This window comes from Pseudomonas sp. LBUM1660, from assembly GCF_059695935.1.
Genome location: NZ_CP166795.1, coordinates 20,612 through 37,718, shown reverse-complemented (window position 1 = coordinate 37,718; position 17,107 = coordinate 20,612). Strand labels below are relative to the sequence as shown.

Annotated in this window: 17 protein-coding genes and 1 pseudogene; 7 read left to right on the top strand and 11 right to left on the bottom strand. The window is 58.1% G+C overall.

Translation table 11 applies throughout. The annotated features are described in order from the left end of the window. Positions 1-194 precede the first annotated feature (194 nt). From ACA068_RS00185 to ACA068_RS00165, 5 genes and pseudogenes are all read right to left on the bottom strand, one after another. A complete protein-coding gene (locus tag ACA068_RS00185; protein WP_497306725.1) occupies positions 195-836 on the bottom strand; it encodes a hypothetical protein in 642 nt (213 codons plus the stop codon). Further along, complete coding sequence (locus tag ACA068_RS00180) at positions 833-1,486, bottom strand: hypothetical protein (RefSeq protein ID WP_497306724.1); 654 nt, start codon at positions 1,484-1,486, stop codon at positions 833-835. Before ACA068_RS00180 ends, ACA068_RS00185 begins: the two co-directional genes overlap by 4 nt. Before the next feature lie 30 nt (positions 1,487-1,516). Next, positions 1,517-2,149 carry a hypothetical protein gene (locus ACA068_RS00175; protein WP_497310687.1) on the bottom strand — a complete coding sequence of 211 codons (633 nt, stop codon included), beginning with the start codon at positions 2,147-2,149 and terminating at the stop codon, positions 1,517-1,519. Continuing rightward, positions 2,149-3,306, bottom strand: a complete 1,158-nt coding sequence (locus tag ACA068_RS00170; protein ID WP_497306723.1) for a DUF2515 family protein — start codon at positions 3,304-3,306, stop codon at positions 2,149-2,151. Before ACA068_RS00170 ends, ACA068_RS00175 begins: the two co-directional genes overlap by 1 nt. Positions 3,307-3,325: 19 nt before the next feature. After that, positions 3,326-3,823 (bottom strand): annotated as a pseudogene (locus ACA068_RS00165) (PAAR domain-containing protein). A gap of 465 nt (positions 3,824-4,288) precedes the next feature. Here ACA068_RS00165 and ACA068_RS00160 point away from each other — a divergent pair. Then, positions 4,289-4,570: a DUF6124 family protein gene (locus tag ACA068_RS00160; RefSeq protein WP_403105202.1), complete on the top strand. Its 282-nt coding sequence runs from the start codon at positions 4,289-4,291 to the stop codon at positions 4,568-4,570. Between the two features lie 149 nt (positions 4,571-4,719). On the opposite strand, the gene ACA068_RS00155 is transcribed toward ACA068_RS00160, so the two are convergent. Together ACA068_RS00155 and ACA068_RS00150 are read right to left on the bottom strand one after the other, a co-directional pair. Continuing rightward, positions 4,720-5,487: a TerC family protein gene (locus ACA068_RS00155; RefSeq protein WP_131059072.1), complete on the bottom strand. Its 768-nt coding sequence runs from the start codon at positions 5,485-5,487 to the stop codon at positions 4,720-4,722. Positions 5,488-5,572: 85 nt separating this feature from the next. Then, positions 5,573-6,880, bottom strand: a complete 1,308-nt coding sequence (locus ACA068_RS00150) for a CitMHS family transporter (protein WP_497306722.1) — start codon at positions 6,878-6,880, stop codon at positions 5,573-5,575. Positions 6,881-7,299: 419 nt separating this feature from the next. On the opposite strand from ACA068_RS00150, the gene ACA068_RS00145 reads away from it, so the two are divergent. Further along, positions 7,300-7,701, top strand: a complete 402-nt coding sequence (locus tag ACA068_RS00145; RefSeq protein ID WP_497306721.1) for a GFA family protein — start codon at positions 7,300-7,302, stop codon at positions 7,699-7,701. On the opposite strand, the gene ACA068_RS00140 is transcribed toward ACA068_RS00145, so the two are convergent. Beyond that, complete coding sequence (locus tag ACA068_RS00140) at positions 7,702-8,028, bottom strand: DOPA 4,5-dioxygenase family protein (protein WP_497306720.1); 327 nt, start codon at positions 8,026-8,028, stop codon at positions 7,702-7,704. It lies immediately after the preceding gene. Positions 8,029-8,113: 85 nt separating this feature from the next. Between ACA068_RS00140 and ACA068_RS00135 the strand changes: the two genes are divergently transcribed. Then, positions 8,114-8,791, top strand: a complete 678-nt coding sequence (locus ACA068_RS00135) for an NAD(P)-dependent oxidoreductase (protein ID WP_497306719.1) — start codon at positions 8,114-8,116, stop codon at positions 8,789-8,791. Here the strand turns inward: ACA068_RS00135 and ACA068_RS00130 are convergent. After that, entirely contained in the window at positions 8,778-9,728 is a 951-nt protein-coding gene (locus ACA068_RS00130) for a choline sulfate utilization transcriptional regulator (protein WP_497306717.1), read from the bottom strand. The genes ACA068_RS00135 and ACA068_RS00130 overlap by 14 nt on opposite strands. 114 nt (positions 9,729-9,842) lie before the next feature. Here ACA068_RS00130 and betC point away from each other — a divergent pair, with 114 nt between their 5' ends. The 3 genes from betC to ACA068_RS00115 all read left to right on the top strand — a co-directional run bounded on the left by betC (position 9,843) and on the right by ACA068_RS00115 (position 13,997). Beyond that, the gene (betC, locus tag ACA068_RS00125; RefSeq protein ID WP_497306715.1) at positions 9,843-11,357 is read left to right on the top strand and encodes a choline-sulfatase; all 1,515 of its coding nucleotides are present in this window, start codon (positions 9,843-9,845) and stop codon (positions 11,355-11,357) included. A gap of 16 nt (positions 11,358-11,373) precedes the next feature. After that, entirely contained in the window at positions 11,374-12,294 is a 921-nt protein-coding gene (gene choX, locus ACA068_RS00120; protein WP_497306713.1) for a choline ABC transporter substrate-binding protein, read from the top strand. A gap of 134 nt (positions 12,295-12,428) precedes the next feature. Then, positions 12,429-13,997: a SulP family inorganic anion transporter gene (locus ACA068_RS00115; protein WP_497306711.1), complete on the top strand. Its 1,569-nt coding sequence runs from the start codon at positions 12,429-12,431 to the stop codon at positions 13,995-13,997. A 127-nt stretch (positions 13,998-14,124) separates the two neighbouring features. On the opposite strand, the gene aroE is transcribed toward ACA068_RS00115, so the two are convergent. Next, positions 14,125-14,946, bottom strand: a complete 822-nt coding sequence (aroE, locus tag ACA068_RS00110) for a shikimate dehydrogenase (protein WP_497306710.1) — start codon at positions 14,944-14,946, stop codon at positions 14,125-14,127. 13 nt (positions 14,947-14,959) lie between these two features. Then, complete coding sequence (gene hemF, locus ACA068_RS00105) at positions 14,960-15,874, bottom strand: oxygen-dependent coproporphyrinogen oxidase (RefSeq protein WP_497306708.1); 915 nt, start codon at positions 15,872-15,874, stop codon at positions 14,960-14,962. Between the two features lie 164 nt (positions 15,875-16,038). Here hemF and ACA068_RS00100 point away from each other — a divergent pair, with 164 nt between their 5' ends. Further along, complete coding sequence (locus ACA068_RS00100) at positions 16,039-17,016, top strand: NADPH:quinone reductase (protein WP_497306706.1); 978 nt, start codon at positions 16,039-16,041, stop codon at positions 17,014-17,016. Positions 17,017-17,107: the final 91 nt, after the last annotated feature.

Below are 17,107 nucleotides of genomic sequence, written 5' to 3'. Positions count from 1 at the left end.
GGTCTGGGCGCCAGCATCGCATAGCTAAAGAAGTGATTGAAACAAAACTGTCATGAAAACAGATTGATGCAGAAATGAAGAAGGGACCCGAAGGTTTCAGCCGGACAGTTGAAAAGATGCGCGAACACAACCCCTGTGACGAGGGAGCTTGCTCCCGCTGGGCTGCGCAGCAGTCCTAAGATCGGGGAGAGAACTCAATCGCTGAAATGATCCCTGCTCAGCCCTATGTCGATCAGGTACCTGGCTGTTTTGGCGTCTCGCTCATCACAGCGGGCGTAGCATTTGATGTGCAGTAACAGACTGTATTTGTTGGGGACCAGAAGAATGACTCCATCAGCCTGATCAAACAGCTTGGTTTGTAGCTGTCGTTTCTCTTCGTCACTCGAGACTTTTATCCAGTCGTTTCCGTCAACCGGCTCAGCTGTCCAACCGGTCTTTTTGAACATGGATTGCAGGTCGTCCAAGAGTTTTGCTGTTTGGGGGAAAGGTAGCGTCTCCACCATCGGAGATGTAGTGATGCCATCCACTTTTCCCTTGCTGTACCCCACAGCTCCGTAAATGGTTTCCGGCAAGGTAAAGCCATGCTCAGGATCATCAAACGTGATGACGACCGGGCTGCTTATCCAGGTGGAGTCAACTTCGGGGGGGTCGCTTGGGTAAAAAGAAGTTTTCCGTTTGACTGGGAATGTTGAGTCTTCAACGAGTGTTGCATACGGCTTACCGATATGAAGGATCAAACTATCAATCGGGAAGTGAAAAGAGGTCAGGCAAACGAAAAGGATAAAAAACGTCGCTGTGTGCAGATAATGGCCCAGCCTTCGGAAGTAACGCCTCATTTCTCGATGCGATCCCGTCCAACGCTGATATCGATCAGGTACTTTGCTGTCGTCGAATCCCGCTTATCGCAAAGTGCATAGCACTTAATCAAAAGCAGCAGGTTGTACTTTCCCGGTACATACAAGTCTATGCCTACGGCCTGATCGAAGAGCTTCGCCTGTAATTGATCACGCTCTGCGACAGATTCGGCTCTGAACCAATCATTATTCTCTAAAGGCGCTAGCTTCCACCCTCGGGATTTGAGGGTGTTTTGTACCTCCATCAATCGAAACACTGCCTCTCCAAATGGCATTGTTTCCGACATGGGCGACGTAGTCAGTGTCGTGACTTTCTGACCCGCATACGTAACTGCTCCAAATACCGTGGAAGGGAGTTTAAATCCATAATCGGGATCATCAAACTCAATGACGGTCGGACTGCTGATCCATGTAGAGCCTGGCCTAGGAGGGTCTTCTGCGTCGGTAGGATCACCTGGATAGATTGCCGTGTTGTCCTCGACAGGGAATGTCGAGACTTTAACGACCTGCTCGTAAGATTTTCCTATGTGCAGGGAAAGCGTCTTGGTGCTCCAGTGTGAGTACATCAAACTGCCCGCTACCAAAAGTGCAACGAAAGATAAAATTAACCAACGATTATTTGGCCTGCTCACTCGCATACTCCGTTTCCATTGGCGGGGTGTTCAATCGCTGAAGTGATCTTCTCCCAGTCCTACATCGATCAGATACCTAGCTGTCTCGGGGTTTCTTTCGTCGCAGCGGGCATAGCATTTAATGTGAAGGATCAAGCTGTACTTGTGCGGAATCAACAAAATGAGGCCATCCAGTTGATCAAACAGCTTTGCCTGAAGTCGCTGTTTGTCTTCTGCGCTTTCTGTTCTTAGCCAATCGTTTCCTTCCACCGCCTCCGGACTCCAACCGGCCTGTTTAAACATATTCTGCAGGTTTTGAAAAAGCTCTACAGCTTGCCCGAAAGGCAAGGTTTCAAGCATCGGAGAAGTGGATAGGGTTATCGCTTTGAAACCGGACCAGCCAATCGCACCAAACTTTGTCGCAGGCAATGTGAATCCATGTTGCTTATCATCAAACGTGATAATTACTGGCTTGCTGATCCAGGTCGAGCTTGGGTGGGGTGGGTCGCTAGGATAGATGGCGGTTTCGTCCCTTACAGGAAATGTCGAATCGCGCACCACATCATCGTAACTTTTACCAATATGGAAGGAAATTTGTTCCGGACCACGGCTGAAATAAAAAGCCACAGTGACCGTCGCCAACATAACAGCGGCAGAAAATAAGTAGATATTTCGCTTCCGCATCACTTGATGCCCCCTCCGCTTGCGATGTCAGCAATGGACTGTTTTAACTTTGCTCGAGAGGCTGGCTGATTAAGCAACATGTCAAACTGAGTGGCGGCGCGCAGGACAAACTCCATCCTTTGGTTCTTGTCGGCAAGGTTGGCAAGCGGATTACTACCGAAAGCAACTTTCCTGTTGTCAGGCGCTTTGCATTGGCTAGCAAGGGTGAGCTGTATTTCCTCGGCGGCCCCAGGCAACAAACCTGTTACGACCGAAATGACATCGCCACCATGGGTGCCCCGCATGAGCATCGCAAAATGAGTTTCGTCGTACATCGCTGGTTGAAGGATGTTTACCTGTTCATGAGTAGCCATTCGCTCGACGCTATCCTTGATTTTTCCCTCGTCGATGGCCTTGAACGTTGCGTAAATCTCCGGGGTATCTGCGCCAAACTCCACCTTCCCCGCAATCGGCCACATCACGTCTTTCACAATGCCACGACGGCTTTTCAAGCACTTCTCCATTTCCTTATAGCCGCGCACCATAAAAAACCGATGCAGTGGATAAACATCCAAGAACAGCGAGGTGTTACCGAGGGCCAGCATTTCATACACGTAGTCCAACTGCTGCTGAACAGCGGAGCGGGAGTTGTCGCCGAAGGTAATATCCTCAGTGGGAAGAGGATTGGCCGCTTTGGCGCTCGCTAACTCTTTCTCGATTTCCGGATCAGTCTTGCTGAGCTTGAACCCAAACCCTTCGAAAAGGGTTTCCGATTTCCCCGTCCGCAATTTCTCCTGCGCAGCCTTCTGCGCCGCAATAGCCGTTTGCAACTTGGTGGCATGGATCAACCCACACCCCACCTGCTTCGATGCAAACGCCGCCAACCCCGCCCACTGAAACCGGTTATCCGCCAGCCACAACTGTGCATAGGCCGCGTTGATCTTGCGGTTGCGGGCTTGCGGGTCGGCGATCAATACGCCGCCCGGTGCCACCCACTCTTCGGCTTCTTTCTGAAACCTGCGCCACAGGCAGTTACAGGTCAGCAATGGCACTTCGACGCGGGTTTTCGGGTTGGGGCCGGCCTTGGTGGTTTCGCGCTTGCAAGCGGGGAGTTCGCAGGTGCTGTCCCAGAGTTTCTTCATGTCCAGGTCGTCTGGGGCCATGCATTGTCCAGTCATTTCATTCTTCCTTGAGGCGTCAGACAGTCCAGCGGACTACGGCGAGGTCGGGCTGTAGGGTGGCGACACTTTGGGTCATGCCCTCTGCGTTGGTCTGGCCTTTGACGATGCGGCCTTCGGCGGTTTCGATTTCGTAGTCTTGTTGGGCAATGGGTTCGCCATTGCCGGCGCTGACGGCTTAGAATTCGACCAAGGGCTGACCGATGATCGGCAGGGGCGGAATGAATGGCGTGGGGGTATGAGAGCTGCCGATGATGACGTTGCCGGAGCCGCCAATTACCACACCGCCATGGCTGGTGGTGCTATCGAGCGTCATGGCGTTCAGGCCGTTGATGAACACGGTTGAAGAAAATCCGCCGTTCAGGGCCTGGCCGCAGGTGCATTTGTCGCTGACCCGAGCGGCCGCAAGGCCGTTGAAGAACACATCGGGAGACCCGCTGGCAATCGGGTTGGTGCCGTGACCGGGGAGGGGACAGGTGGTGGGGTCCGTGAGGCGTGCAGCCGGTTTTCCTGACATATGCATTCCTTGTCATGTCGTTTGAAGCGAGCGGGGGACGCTAACCACCAGAGCTGGATGCGTCAACCTTTGGAGAAAAGCGGTTGGAAAGCATTCGGCTGTTTTGACGTGATTCACGCGTTTTTTCAGTGCGTGTTTAAAGACACCCGGCGTTACTTCTCGGAGGCTACAACACCTTGCGTCGTTGCCTACGGCTACGCCAGAATCCGCCGGCTTGTGCGCCTTGACCCTGCTATCTATCGTTTATCCATCGCTAAAAACAGCGATCGGGTTTGGTAGCCCGGAGTCTGGCGCATAGCCACTTTTTGCGGACGCTTTTTCAGGTCGTAGCTTATGGTGGCCATGCGCAGGGTCCCTTCGGGGGCGCCGGTTCCAGTACTCCGGTCTACCAACCTGTGTATGGCCGCCACCTTCGTTTGGTAGCGAGAGTGAAGGCTCCATGTAACCGGTACTGGAGTTCTATCTATGTTCAAGGCAACACCCAACCCACCGGACACCGACCCGGTCCCCCACGACTTCCCACCACGCAAACCCAGCACGATCTTCTTCATAGACCCAAAGGTCGATAACGAAACCCTGCTCGCTCACGCCTGCGAGTCGTTGGCGTCGGCCAGTGTCATGGCCAGTGATTTCGCCGCACGAATGGAAGGCACGCATCGCAATACCCTGCTGGGGATTCAGCAAAACATCATGTTGGGGGAGTTGGCGGTGAATCGAGTGCTGGATAACCTCGATCCGCCTGGGTAATCACTGAGCAAAAAAATGTGGGAGTGAGCCTGCTCGCGATAGCGGCCTCTCAGTCAACATCGATGTTGAATGTAATGGCCCCATCGCGAGCAAGCTCGCTCCCACAGGTTTTGTGCACTGACTGACACCAGCCAGTGCACAGGTTCGGGTTACTGCCCCGGAATGTCCTTGCGCAGTTTCACCGGATCTTGCTGTTTGCGTTTTTTCGCGATCGCAGTGCGCATCTTGATGTTGATCGCTTCCACCGCCAGCGAGAACGCCATGGCGAAGTAGACGTAGCCTTTTGGCAAATGCACTTCGAAGGACTCGGCAATCAACACAGTACCGACCAGCAACAGGAACGACAGCGCCAGCATTTTCAGCGACGGGTGCTTGTCGATGAATTCGCTGATGGTGCCAGCCGCCAGCATCATCACCAGTACGGCGACGATGATCGCAGCGACCATGACCGGCACATGGGAAACCATACCCACGGCGGTGATCACCGAATCCAGGGAGAACACGATGTCGATAATCGCAATCTGGATGATGGTGTACAGGAAGCTGCCACCCTTGGCGGTCGGTTCCTCGTGGGTCTCATCCTCGCCTTCCAGTGCGTGATACATCTCTTGCGAGCTCTTCCACAGCAGGAACAGACCACCGAAGAACAGGATCAGGTCTCGCCCGGAAATACCCTGGCCGAACATTTCGAACAGGTCGGCGGTGAGGCGCATGACCCAGGTGATCGACAGCAACAACAGGATCCGCGTGACCATGGCCAGCGCCAGGCCGAAGATCCGGGTTCGCTGCTGCATGTGTTTGGGCATGCGGCTGACCAGGATCGAAATCATGATGATGTTATCGATACCCAGGACGATTTCCAGGGCGGTCAGGGTAAAGAAGGCAACCCAGATTTCAGGGTTGGTCAGCCATTCCATGTGTATTCCTTTGAGCGAGTGTTAAACCAGAACGGGCCCGGGCTTCAAACAGCGAAGCCTGGACCCGTTGTGGTGAGTCTTGGGCTTATAGAGTGCTGAACAGCGGAAAAATCCCCATCAGCAATGCTGCAACCAGTATGCACATGCACACCAGCACTGCCCATTTCAGGGTGAAGCGCTGATGGTCACCGAAATCGATACCGGCCAGGGCCACCAACAAGTAAGTCGATGGTACCAGCGGGCTCAACAGGTGGACGGGCTGACCGACGATCGAGGCACGTGCCATTTCAACCGCGGTTATACCGTAATGACTGGCTGCTTCGGCAAGTACTGGTAACACGCCGTAATAAAATGCGTCGTTCGACATGAAGAACGTGAACGGCATGCTCACCAGCGCGGTAATCACGGCCAGGTAAGGGCCGAGGAAATCAGGGATCACCGCCAGCAGGCTTTTCGACATGGCATCGACCATGCCGGTGCCCGACAGGATACCGGTGAAGATGCCCGCTGCGAAGATCAAACCGACCACCGCCAGTACGCTACCGGCGTGAGCCGCGACGCGATCCTTCTGCTGTTGCAGGCAAGGATAGTTGACGATCATGGCAATACTGAACGCCACCATGAACAACACGGGCAGCGGCAACAGGCCGGCAATCAGGGTGCACATCAGGCCCAGGGTCAGGGCGCCGTTGAACCAGATCAGTTTTGGACGACGGGCATCCGGGAACTGCGAAACGCTGATTTCACTGTGGTCGACTTCATCGCCCACCAGGTGCAGCTCACCCAGACGTGCACGTTCACGTTTGCCGTAGAAGTAAGCAATCAAGAGGATTGCCACCACACCGGCCGCCATCGCTGGAATCATTGGTACGAAGATGTCCGACGGGTCCACGTGCAACGCACTCGCCGCACGGGCAGTCGGGCCGCCCCATGGGGTCATGTTCATCACGCCACCGGCGAGGATGATCAGGCCGGCCATGATCCGCGGGCTCATGCCGATGCGGCTGTAGAGCGGCAGCATCGCGGCCACGCAGATCATGTAAGTGGTCGCGCCGTCACCATCGAGGGAAACGACGAGCGCCAGTACCGCGGTGCCGACCGACACTTTCAGCGGGTCGCCCTTGACCAGTTTGAGGATCTTGCGCACGGCCGGGTCGAACAGGCCGGAGTCGATCATCAGGGCGAAATACAGAATGGCAAACATCAGCATCACGCCGGTCGGCGCAAGCTTGGTGATGCCTTCGAGCATCATCGGGCCGATCTTCGGCGCGAAACCACCGAACAGGGCGAAGACGATAGGAATGATGATCAGGGCGATCAGCGCGGACAGGCGCTTGGTCATGATCAGGAACATGAACGTGATGACCATGGCGAAGCCAAGGAAAGTCAGCATGGGAATACTCCAGGCGTAGCGCGGCTAGGGAATGGGCGAACCGGGTGGGGTCAGCGCAGAACGGGAAGCACGAGGCCTACGGGCGGAGTTGCAGCGAAGCGGCGGGTAGCAAAGGACATCAGGATCACCATTGTTGTTGTTAAATGGGCTGTGCGAGCGATAAAACACTGGCATTGGCCGACCGGTCTTTTGCCGGCAGTGGGGGCGATCCTAATCGGGGAAGCTTTCAGCCAGCTTTCGCTGGTGAAAGCATTGACCGGATGTGTGACCGGTCGTCGGACTGGGGCACGGAGTTAAACCGAGTTGAGGCCATCGCGAGCAGGCTCGCTCCCACACGGGATCTTCAATGGCCACAGACCTACTGTGGGTGCGGGCTTGCTCGCGAAGGCGTCAGTAACTGCGCATCAGGAGGAAAGGTCATGAGCGACATTCACACCGGCGGCTGCCATTGCGGACATCTGCGCTATCAATTCAGCGGACCTTTGCACGACATCGCCCACTGCCATTGCTCGATCTGCCGGCGGGTCAGCGGCGGGATCGTGACGACCTGGATCACCGTGCCCGCGTCCGCCTTTAAATGGCTGAAAGGGACGCCAGCGCAGTACGAATCTTCGACAACTTGCGTGCGCTATTTCTGCCCGAACTGCGGGGCGCAACTGGCGCTGATGACGCACCTCAGCCCCGAGAGCATCGACGTGACCATCGCCACCCTCGATCACCCAGAGCAGGCCCCGGCCGAGCGGCACATCTGGACGGACAGCCAATTGCCCTGGCTGCACCTGGACGAGCACTTGCCGGGTGAAGCCGAAGAAATCCTCTGATCAAAAAACAGACAGATCCAGCGGCCGGATCGCGCCCATCCAGATCGCGTGCTCGGTGTGATCCAGCAAATCGTCGCCGGTGTCCGGGTGCAGGAACACCACCAACCCCTTGCGGTTGAGCGCCAGCCACGGCAGCACGTCGCCGATCAGTTCCGGCCCGAACGCCAGTTGGCAACTCCAGTCCGGGTGCGGACCCACGGGGCGTTCGTGCACGCGGCCCATTTTCAGCGGGAACACCTGCGCGGCGTGCTCACACAGCGCTCGCGCCTGATCAATGCTGCTGGCGTCGAAATAGACATGGGCGTGGTAACCCTTGATCTGTTGCATCTGAAACCCTCAAAAACCCAGTCGAACCCTCACCGATTCCTACAGGTCACACGACATATACGTAGGAAAACAAGGAATCGCAGCCATGAAAAATGCCGAAACCCCGGTGGTGAAAGTGGTGCTTTATGGTGCCATGAGTAGCCTCGGCAGTGCGCTGATGGCTGAAATGCTACGGCGCCAACATGAAGTGATCGCAATTCTGGATGACCTGACGGCGCTCCCACCGCGCCCAGGACTGCGCACCAAGACCGGCGATCTGTTCGAGCCTGAACGCGTCAAACAAAGCGTGGCGGGCAGTTCGGCGGTTATTTGTCTACTGGACGCACCGGGGCTGCCATTCAACAGCGAGACGGTGGAAAAAACCATCGTGCCAGGCCCGGTCGAGCAAGTGTTGGCAGTGGATGCGCTGATCGCGGGCATGCAGGCGGCCGGCATTGCCCGGTTGTTCCTGGTGGGGGATTTCGCCGAACTCGACGAAACGGAGGCGCAAGCGCTGGATCTCCTCCAGCGGCATGCCGCCGAGGAAATCCTTGATGCGCTGCAAAGCAGTGCCTTGCACTGGACTCTGGTGAACGCGCCGCGCGGCGTGCCGGGGCTGACGATCGAACATTTCAACCATGTGAGCAGCAGCCTTGAACCGGGTCTGGCCGAACCGCTTGAACGGTTGAACCGCGTGGCGGTGGGGATTGCCGATGAGCTGCATCTCAATCTTCACGTTCGCGAGCATGTGACCTTCGTTTCGACCGCCCCTACACCGCGATAGACGGCAGCGGTAAACCATTCAGCGATTGGGCGCTGCTGGCCTGCTCGGCCATCAGCCAGTCCACAAACTGTTGGATCAATACCCCACGCCGTTTTCGCTGGGGCAGAACCACGTAATAGCCGAGCCTGGAAATCACTGTGTCCACAATCGGTCGACACAACAAACCCTGCACCAGCAAGTTATCCACAAGGTGCCGCCAGCCGATCGCCACACCCTGGCCACCAATCGCCGCTTGAATCAGCAACGTGTAATTGTCGAAGCGCAATTGGCCGGGGGCCGGGGCCGATGTGATCCCCAACTCGCGAAAGACGCCGCTCCAGTCGAACCAGTTGCTGCTGTTTTCGCCGCGCAGGTGCAGCAGCGGAAATTCCAGCAATGACTGGGCCGACAAGGGCAGGGGACGATCCTTCAACAGCAGCGGGCTGCACACCGGAAACACTTCTTCGCTGAACAGCCAATGGCTTTCGCCCTGTTTGAACCGGCCATCCCCAAACAACACCGCCACATCAATATCGGTGCGCAGCATGTTGTGATTGCGCTCGCTGGTGACCAGGCTGACGTCGACTTGGGGATTGGCTTGATGAAAGCGGTGCAATCGGGGCATCAGCCAATACGCGGCAAAGGCGAAATCCGTGGCCACCTGCAAGACCTCATGTTGATGCTGTGCGCTGATCGCGCTCAATCCGGCATCGATGTTCTGCAAACCGAGCTGAACCTGCTCGAAAAGTATGGTCCCCGCCTCAGTCAACTCGATGCCGCGATAAATACGATCAAACAGCCGCGCCGTGAGTTGTTCTTCCAGGCGTTTGATCTGCTGGCTGACGGCGGGCTGCGTGGTGCCCAGCTCTACCGCTGCGGCGGTAAAACTGCGATGACGGGCCGCCGCTTCAAACGCTCGCAGCAGGTCCAGCGACAAATTTCCAAGGGCGTCATACATAAGCGGTGCTTATCCTAGTCATTGCCGTGCATGGGCTTTACCACAAAGTGCATGGACTCCATCCTCGATCGCAGCACTCTCGCATAAATATTCACTATGGAATGCCGCGATCACATGAAGCGCCAGAATATTCTTTTCATCATGGCCGATCAGATGGCCGCGCCAATGTTGCCGTTCTACGGTCCCTCGCCCATCAAATTACCTAATCTCTCCCGCCTCGCCGCCGAAGGCGTGGTGTTCGACGCCGCTTATTGCAACAGCCCGCTGTGCGCGCCGTCGCGTTTTACCCTGGTCAGCGGTCAGTTGCCGAGCAAGATCGGCGCCTACGACAACGCGGCCGATTTCCCCGCCGATGTACCCACCTATGCCCACTACCTGCGTCGCCTCGGCTACCGCACCGCGCTGTCGGGCAAGATGCATTTCTGTGGCCCGGATCAGCTCCACGGTTATGAAGAGCGCCTGACCAGCGACATTTACCCGGCCGATTACGGCTGGTCGGTGAACTGGGATGAGCCGGACGTGCGTCCGACCTGGTTCCACAACATGTCTTCGGTGCTGCAGGCAGGGCCGTGCGTGCGCACCAATCAGCTGGATTTCGACGAAGAGGTGGTGTTCAAGGCCCAGCAATACCTGTTCGATCACATCCGCGAGGAGGGCGATCAGCCGTTTTGCCTGACCGTGTCGATGACGCACCCACACGATCCGTACACCATTCCCAAGGCTTTTTGGGACATGTACGACGATGCCGACATCCCGCTGCCGCAAACCCCGGCGCAAATCGATCTCGACCCGCACTCCCAGCGTTTGCTCAAGGTATATGACCTGTGGGACAAGCCGCTGCCTGTGGATAAGATCCGCGATGCGCGTCGCGCCTATTTCGGTGCGTGCAGCTATATCGACAGCAACGTCGGCAAACTCCTGCAAACACTCGAAGATACCGGGCTGATCGACGACACCATCATTGTCTTCTCCGGTGACCACGGCGACATGCTTGGCGAGCGTGGCCTCTGGTACAAAATGCACTGGTTTGAAATGGCCGCCCGCGTACCGCTGTTGATAAGTGCACCGGGACAATTCGGGGCCGGGCGAGTGAGTGCAGCCGTTTCCACCGCTGACCTGTTGCCCACCTTCGTCGAACTGGCCGGCGGATCGCTGGAGCCGGGCCTGCCGCTTGACGGTCGTTCGCTGGTCTCGCACCTGCAAGGGCAGGGCGGTCACGACGAAGTCTTCGGCGAATACATGGCCGAAGGCACTATCAGTCCTTTGATGATGATCCGCCGCGGTGCTTACAAATTCATCTATAGCGAAGACGACCCTTGCCTACTCTTCGACGTACACAACGACCCGCGCGAACAGGAAGAACTCAGCCAATCGCCGCAACATCGGCCGCTGTTCGAGGAATTTCTGGCTGAAGCACGGGCCAAATGGGACATTCCGGCGATCCACCAACAGGTGCTCGCGAGCCAGCGTCGCCGGCGTTTCGTCGCCGAGGCGCTGACCATCGGCAAGCTGAAGAGCTGGGATCACCAGCCGCTGGTGGACGCCAGTCAGCAGTACATGCGCAACCACATCGACCTCGACGATCTGGAACGTAAAGCACGTTATCCACAACCCTGCCAAAACCAATAATGTTAAGGGGAAGTCCATGCAAAAGTTATCCACAGTACTGACGGTCGGGCTACTGGCTCTGTGCAGTGCATCGGCCTTTGCCGATCAGAGCTGCGACACGGTGAAAATGGCCGATCCGGGCTGGAGCGACATCGCTGCGACCAACGCCATTACCGGGTTTCTGCTGGAGGGCATGGGCTACAAGGCCAAGGTCGACACCCTCGCGGTACCGATCACCTTTGGCGGGTTGAAGGATGGCCAGGTCGACGTGTTCCTGGGGAACTGGATGCCGGCGCAGCAGGGCTTCTACGATAAATTCGTCGCCACGGGTGATGTCACACAACTGGCGAAGAACCTCGACGGCACCGAATTCACGCTGGCAGTCCCTGATTATGTGTGGGACGCGGGTGTGCATAACTTTGCCGACCTGAATAAATACGCCGACAAGTTCGACAAGAAGATCTACGGCATCGGCTCGGGCGCCCCGGCGAACATCTCGTTGCAAGAGATCATAAAGAAGAACGACTTCGACATGGGCCAGTGGAAACTGGTCGAGTCCAGCGAACAGGCGATGCTGGCCGAAGTGTCTCGCGCGGTGAAGAAACAGAAGTTCGTGACCTTCCTCGGCTGGACGCCACACCCGATGAACGTGCAGTTGAAAATGCATTACCTGAAGGGCGGCGAGAAGTATTTCGGTGACACCGGCAGCGTTCATACACTCACCCGCAAAGGTTATGCACAGGCCTGTCCGAACGTCGGCAAGCTGCTCACCAACCTGAGTTTCACCCAGGAGATGGAGAACAGCATCATGGCCGAGGTGGTGAACAAAAAAGTCAGCAATGCCGATGCGGCCAAGGCGTGGATCAAGGCCAATCCCGCCGTGCTGAATAAATGGCTGGATGGCGTGAAGACCGTGGATGGGAAAGATGCGTTGCCGGCGGTAAAAGCCAAGTTGTAAGGGTTACCTGTGGCGAGGGAGCTTGCTCCCGCTGGGCTGCGAAGCCGCCCTAAAAATCTGCGGGAGCAAGCTCCCTCGCCACAATGATCACCTCGTACTGATACCCTTGCGCAAAACCCCACCCGAGAGGACCCATGGCCTTCCCCAGCCGCCATTCACTCTTTCCCTTCCTTTCCTGGTTGCCCCGGCAAACCCGCGCCAGCGTCGGGCGTGACCTGATCGTTGGCCTCAGCGGCGCCATTCTTGCGCTGCCGCAATCCATTGCCTACGCCCTGATCGCCGGACTTCCGCCGGAATACGGCCTGTACGCCGCGATAATTCCGGTGCTGATCGCTTGCCTCTGGGGTTCGTCGTGGCATCTGATCTGTGGCCCTACGGCGGCGATTTCCATCGTCCTATATGCCAGCGTCAGTCCTCTGGCCGTTCCCGCGTCAGGGGACTACGTCACCCTGATCCTGCTTCTGACGCTGCTCGCCGGCATTTTCCAGTGGCTGCTCGGTTTGCTGCGCTTTGGCGCCCTGGTGAATTTCGTTTCTCACTCGGTGGTGCTGGGCTTCACCCTCGGCGCAGCGGTGGTGATTGCCATCGGCCAGTTGCCGAACCTGCTGGGGCTGGACCTGCCCAATCAGTCCACCGCGCTGGACAGCTTTTTGATGGTGTTCAAACACCTCGGTGAAGTGGATAAACCTTCGCTGGTGCTGGGGCTGGCCACCGTCGGGGTAGGCGTGATCCTGAAATTACTGCTGCCACGTTGGCCGACGCTCTTGATCACCTTGGCGCTGAGTGGGCTGCTGGTGTGGTTCTGGCCCTCGATGTTCGGCCATGTGAAGTTGGTCAGCGCGTTTATCGGGCGGCTGCCGCCCTTCAGTCCGCTGCCGCTGGATCTGGACCTGATCCTGCGCCTGCTGCCCAGCGCCGTGGCGGTGGGGATGCTCGGACTGGTGACGAGCCTGTCGATTGCCCGCTCCTTGTCGGCTCGCTCCCAGCAATTGCTCGACGCCAATCAGGAAGTGCGCGCCCAGGGTTTTTCGAACATGGTCGGGGCGTTTTTCTCCGGCTCGCTGTCAGCGGGTTCCTTTACCCGCTCGGGCCTGAGCTACGAAGCGGGTGCCTGCTCACCGTTGGCCGGGGTATTTTCAGCGCTGTGGGTGGCGCTGTTCGCCATCTTCGGCGCGGCGTTGATCGCGCACATTCCGATCCCGGCCATGGCGGGCAGCATTCTGCTGATCGCCTGGGGATTGGTGGATCATCGGGGCATTCGCGCACTGTTGCGGGTCAGTCGCGCCGAGTTCCTGGTCATGGCGCTGACCTGCGTGGCCACGCTGCTGCTGGAGTTGCAGACAGCCATCTATGCCGGGGTGCTGGCTTCGCTGTTCTTTTACCTCAAGCGGACTTCACAACCGCGGGTGCAGCATTGGCGTGAAGGCGACGAAGACATTTTGCGGGTCGGCGGTTCGATCTTTTTCGGCGCCAGCCATTACCTGCAAGTGCGCCTGCAACGGATGCACGGCGTGCGGGTGGTGATCGAGGCGCAGCAGATCAACTTTATCGACTATTCAGGTGTGGAAATGCTGCATCAGGAAGCGCGACGGCTGCTCAAACAGGATCGCAGCCTGACCTTGCGCCGGGCGCGGCCGCAGGTGGTGGAGGAGTTGCGCAAGCTTGAAGGCGCGGAGAAATGCCCGATCCGGTTTGAGGACTGAAACACCACTTGATGACGAACGCATAACCTGTGGCGAGGGAGCTTGCTCCCGCTAGGTTGCGAAGCGGCCCTGAAAATCTGCGGGCGCTTCGCACCCGAGCGGGAGCAAGCTCCCTCGCCACAAAGAACTACAGCGCCAGTTGGCGGCGCAGTTCGGCCAGCACCGGCGCCGTGTCCGGGCGCACGCCGCGCCACAGGAAGAACGCTTCTGCCGCTTGTTCAGCGAGCATCCCCAATCCATCCATCGACACCGCCGCACCATGCTCACTGGCCCAGCGGCAGAATGAGGTCGGCTCCTTGCTGTACATCATGTCATAGCACACGGTCTTGCCCGGTTCGATCAGGCTGCTGGCAATCGGTGGTACATCGCCCGACAAACTCGCGGACGTCGCGTTGATGATCAGGTCCACCGACTCCTTCAACCAATCGAAACTACTGGCTGACACCGGCCCCAGATCCGCAAACAATTCCGCCAGCAACTCGGCTTTCTCAACCGTGCGGTTGGCGATAATGACCGAAGCGGGTTGCTCGGCCAGCAACGGTTCCAGCGCACCGCGTACAGCGCCGCCAGCACCGAGCAGCAGGATGCGTTTGCCTTTGAGACTGAAACCGGCGTTGACCGTCAGGTCCCGCACCAGCCCGGCGCCGTCGGTGTTGTCGCCCAGCAGGCTGCCATCAGCGAGTTTGCTCAGGGTGTTCACCGCGCCGGCCCGCTGCGCACGTTCCGTCAGGCTGTCGGCCAGGCGATAAGCCTCTTCCTTGAACGGCACCGTTACATTCGCCCCGCGACCTTCGAGGAAAAACCCCTTGGCGAAGTCGGAAAAGTCGTCGAGTGGTGCCAGCGAGGTGCTGTAGTCCAGTTGCTGAGCAGTCTGCTCGGCAAACAAGCGGTGGATCAGCGGCGACTTGCTGTGGCCAATCGGGTTACCGAATACGACGTAACGGTCCATCAGAACTCCTCGTTCAGGCCTTGGCCAACCAATCGCGGTCTTGCAGGAAGTATTCGGTGAGGCGGGCTTCTTCGCTGCCCGGCTCCGCCTTCCAGTCGTAGCCCCAGCGGACTTGCGGGGGCAGGGACATGAGGATCGACTCAGTACGCCCGCCCGATTGCAGACCGAACAACGTGCCACGATCGTAAACCAGGTTGAACTCGACGTAGCGGCCACGGCGGAATTCCTGGAATTCGCGCTGCTTGGCGGTGAACGCATCATTCTTGCGACGCTGCACGATCGGCAAGTACGCATCGATGTAGGCATCACCGATGGCGCGCATGAAGGCGAAGCTGGTGTCGAAGTCCCACTCGTTCAAGTCATCGAAGAACAAGCCGCCGATGCCCCGTGGTTCATGGCGATGCTTAATATGGAAGTAGCTGTCGCACCAGGCCTTGTAGCGCGGATAGACGTCCGGACCGAACGGCGCACAGGCCTGCTCGGCGACGCGGTGCCAGTGCACGCAGTCTTCTTCATTGCCGTAATAAGGGGTCAGGTCGAAACCGCCGCCGAACCACCAGACCGGTTCTTCGCCTTCTTTTTCAGCGATGAAAAAGCGCACGTTGGCGTGGGAAGTCGGCACCTGCGGGTTGTGTGGGTGAATCACCAGCGACACGCCCAGGGCTTCGAAGCCACGACCGGCCAACTCGGGCCGATGGGCGCTGGCGGACGGTGGGAGCCCGCTGCCAAAGACGTGGGAAAAGTTGACGCCGCCCTTTTCGATGACCGCGCCGTTTTCGATCACGCGCGTGCGACCGCCACCGCCGGCAGGCCGGGTCCAGGCGTCTTCGACGAATGTCGTGCCACCGTCTTCAGCTTCAAGGGCTGCGCAAATACGGTCTTGCAGGTCGAGCAGGTAGGCTTTTACGGCCTCGGTGCGGGTCGTCATGTCATCACCTTGAATCGGGCAAAGCTACGCGGCGCTCCATCGGAGCAGGGGCCGGCGCAAATGGGCGCGTAGCATAACATCGCAGATGGGCCCGCCGCAGTTGACGAAGGTCAAGCTTAGGAGTCCGATAGGGAGCTTGGCAAAATGACCTAAGGAGAGTTCTGATGGCAAAGCGTATCCAGTTCCGCGCCCATGGCGGCCCCGAAGTGCTCGAGTATGTCGATTACCAACCCGCCGAGCCCGGGCCCCAGCAGGTTCGCGTGACCAACAAGGCGATCGGCCTGAACTTCATCGACACTTATTACCGCAGTGGTCTCTATCCGCTGCCCGCCCTGCCATCGGGCCTGGGCTCGGAAGGTGCGGGCGTGGTCGAGGCGGTGGGCAGCGAAGTGACACGGTTCAAGGTCGGCGATCGTGTGGCTTACGGCAGCGGCCCGCTGGGCGCCTACAGCGAGGTTCACGTTTTGCCGGAGGCCAATCTGGTGCACTTGCCGGATGCCATCAGTTTCGAACAGGCCGCCGGTGTGATGCTCAAGGGCCTGACCGTGCAGTACCTGCTGCGTCAGACGTATGAACTCAAGGGTGGCGAAACCATCCTGTTCCATGCCGCCGCGGGCGGTGTCGGATCCCTGGCCTGCCAATGGGCCAAGGCCTTGGACGTGAAGTTGATCGGCACGGTCAGCTCGCCAGAGAAAGCCGCACTGGCCAAAGCCAATGGCGCTTGGGCAACGATTGACTACAGCCACGAAAACGTCGCACAACGGGTGCTGGAATTGACTGACGGCAAAAAAGTCCCGGTGGTGTACGACGGCGTCGGCAAGGACACCTGGTTGACGTCACTCGATAGCGTGTCACCACGGGGCCTGGTGGTGAGCTTCGGCAATGCGTCCGGCGCAGTGGACGGGGTGAACCTGGGGATTTTGTCGGCGAAGGGCTCGCTGTACGTGACCCGGCCGACGTTGGCGACCTACGCCAACAATGCCGAGAGCCTGCAGCGTATGGCGGATGAGCTGTTTGAGATGATTATCAGCGGGAAGCTGACGGTGGACATCAGTCAGAAGTATCCATTGGCTGATGCGGCGAAGGCGCAGACCGAGTTGTCGGCGCGGCGTACTACTGGCTCGACGGTTCTGCTGCCTTAACATCAAACTGTGGCGAGGGAGCTTGCTCCCGCTGGGCCGCGAAGCGGCCCCTCATATCTTTAAAAGAACGGGACTGCTGCACAGTCCAGCG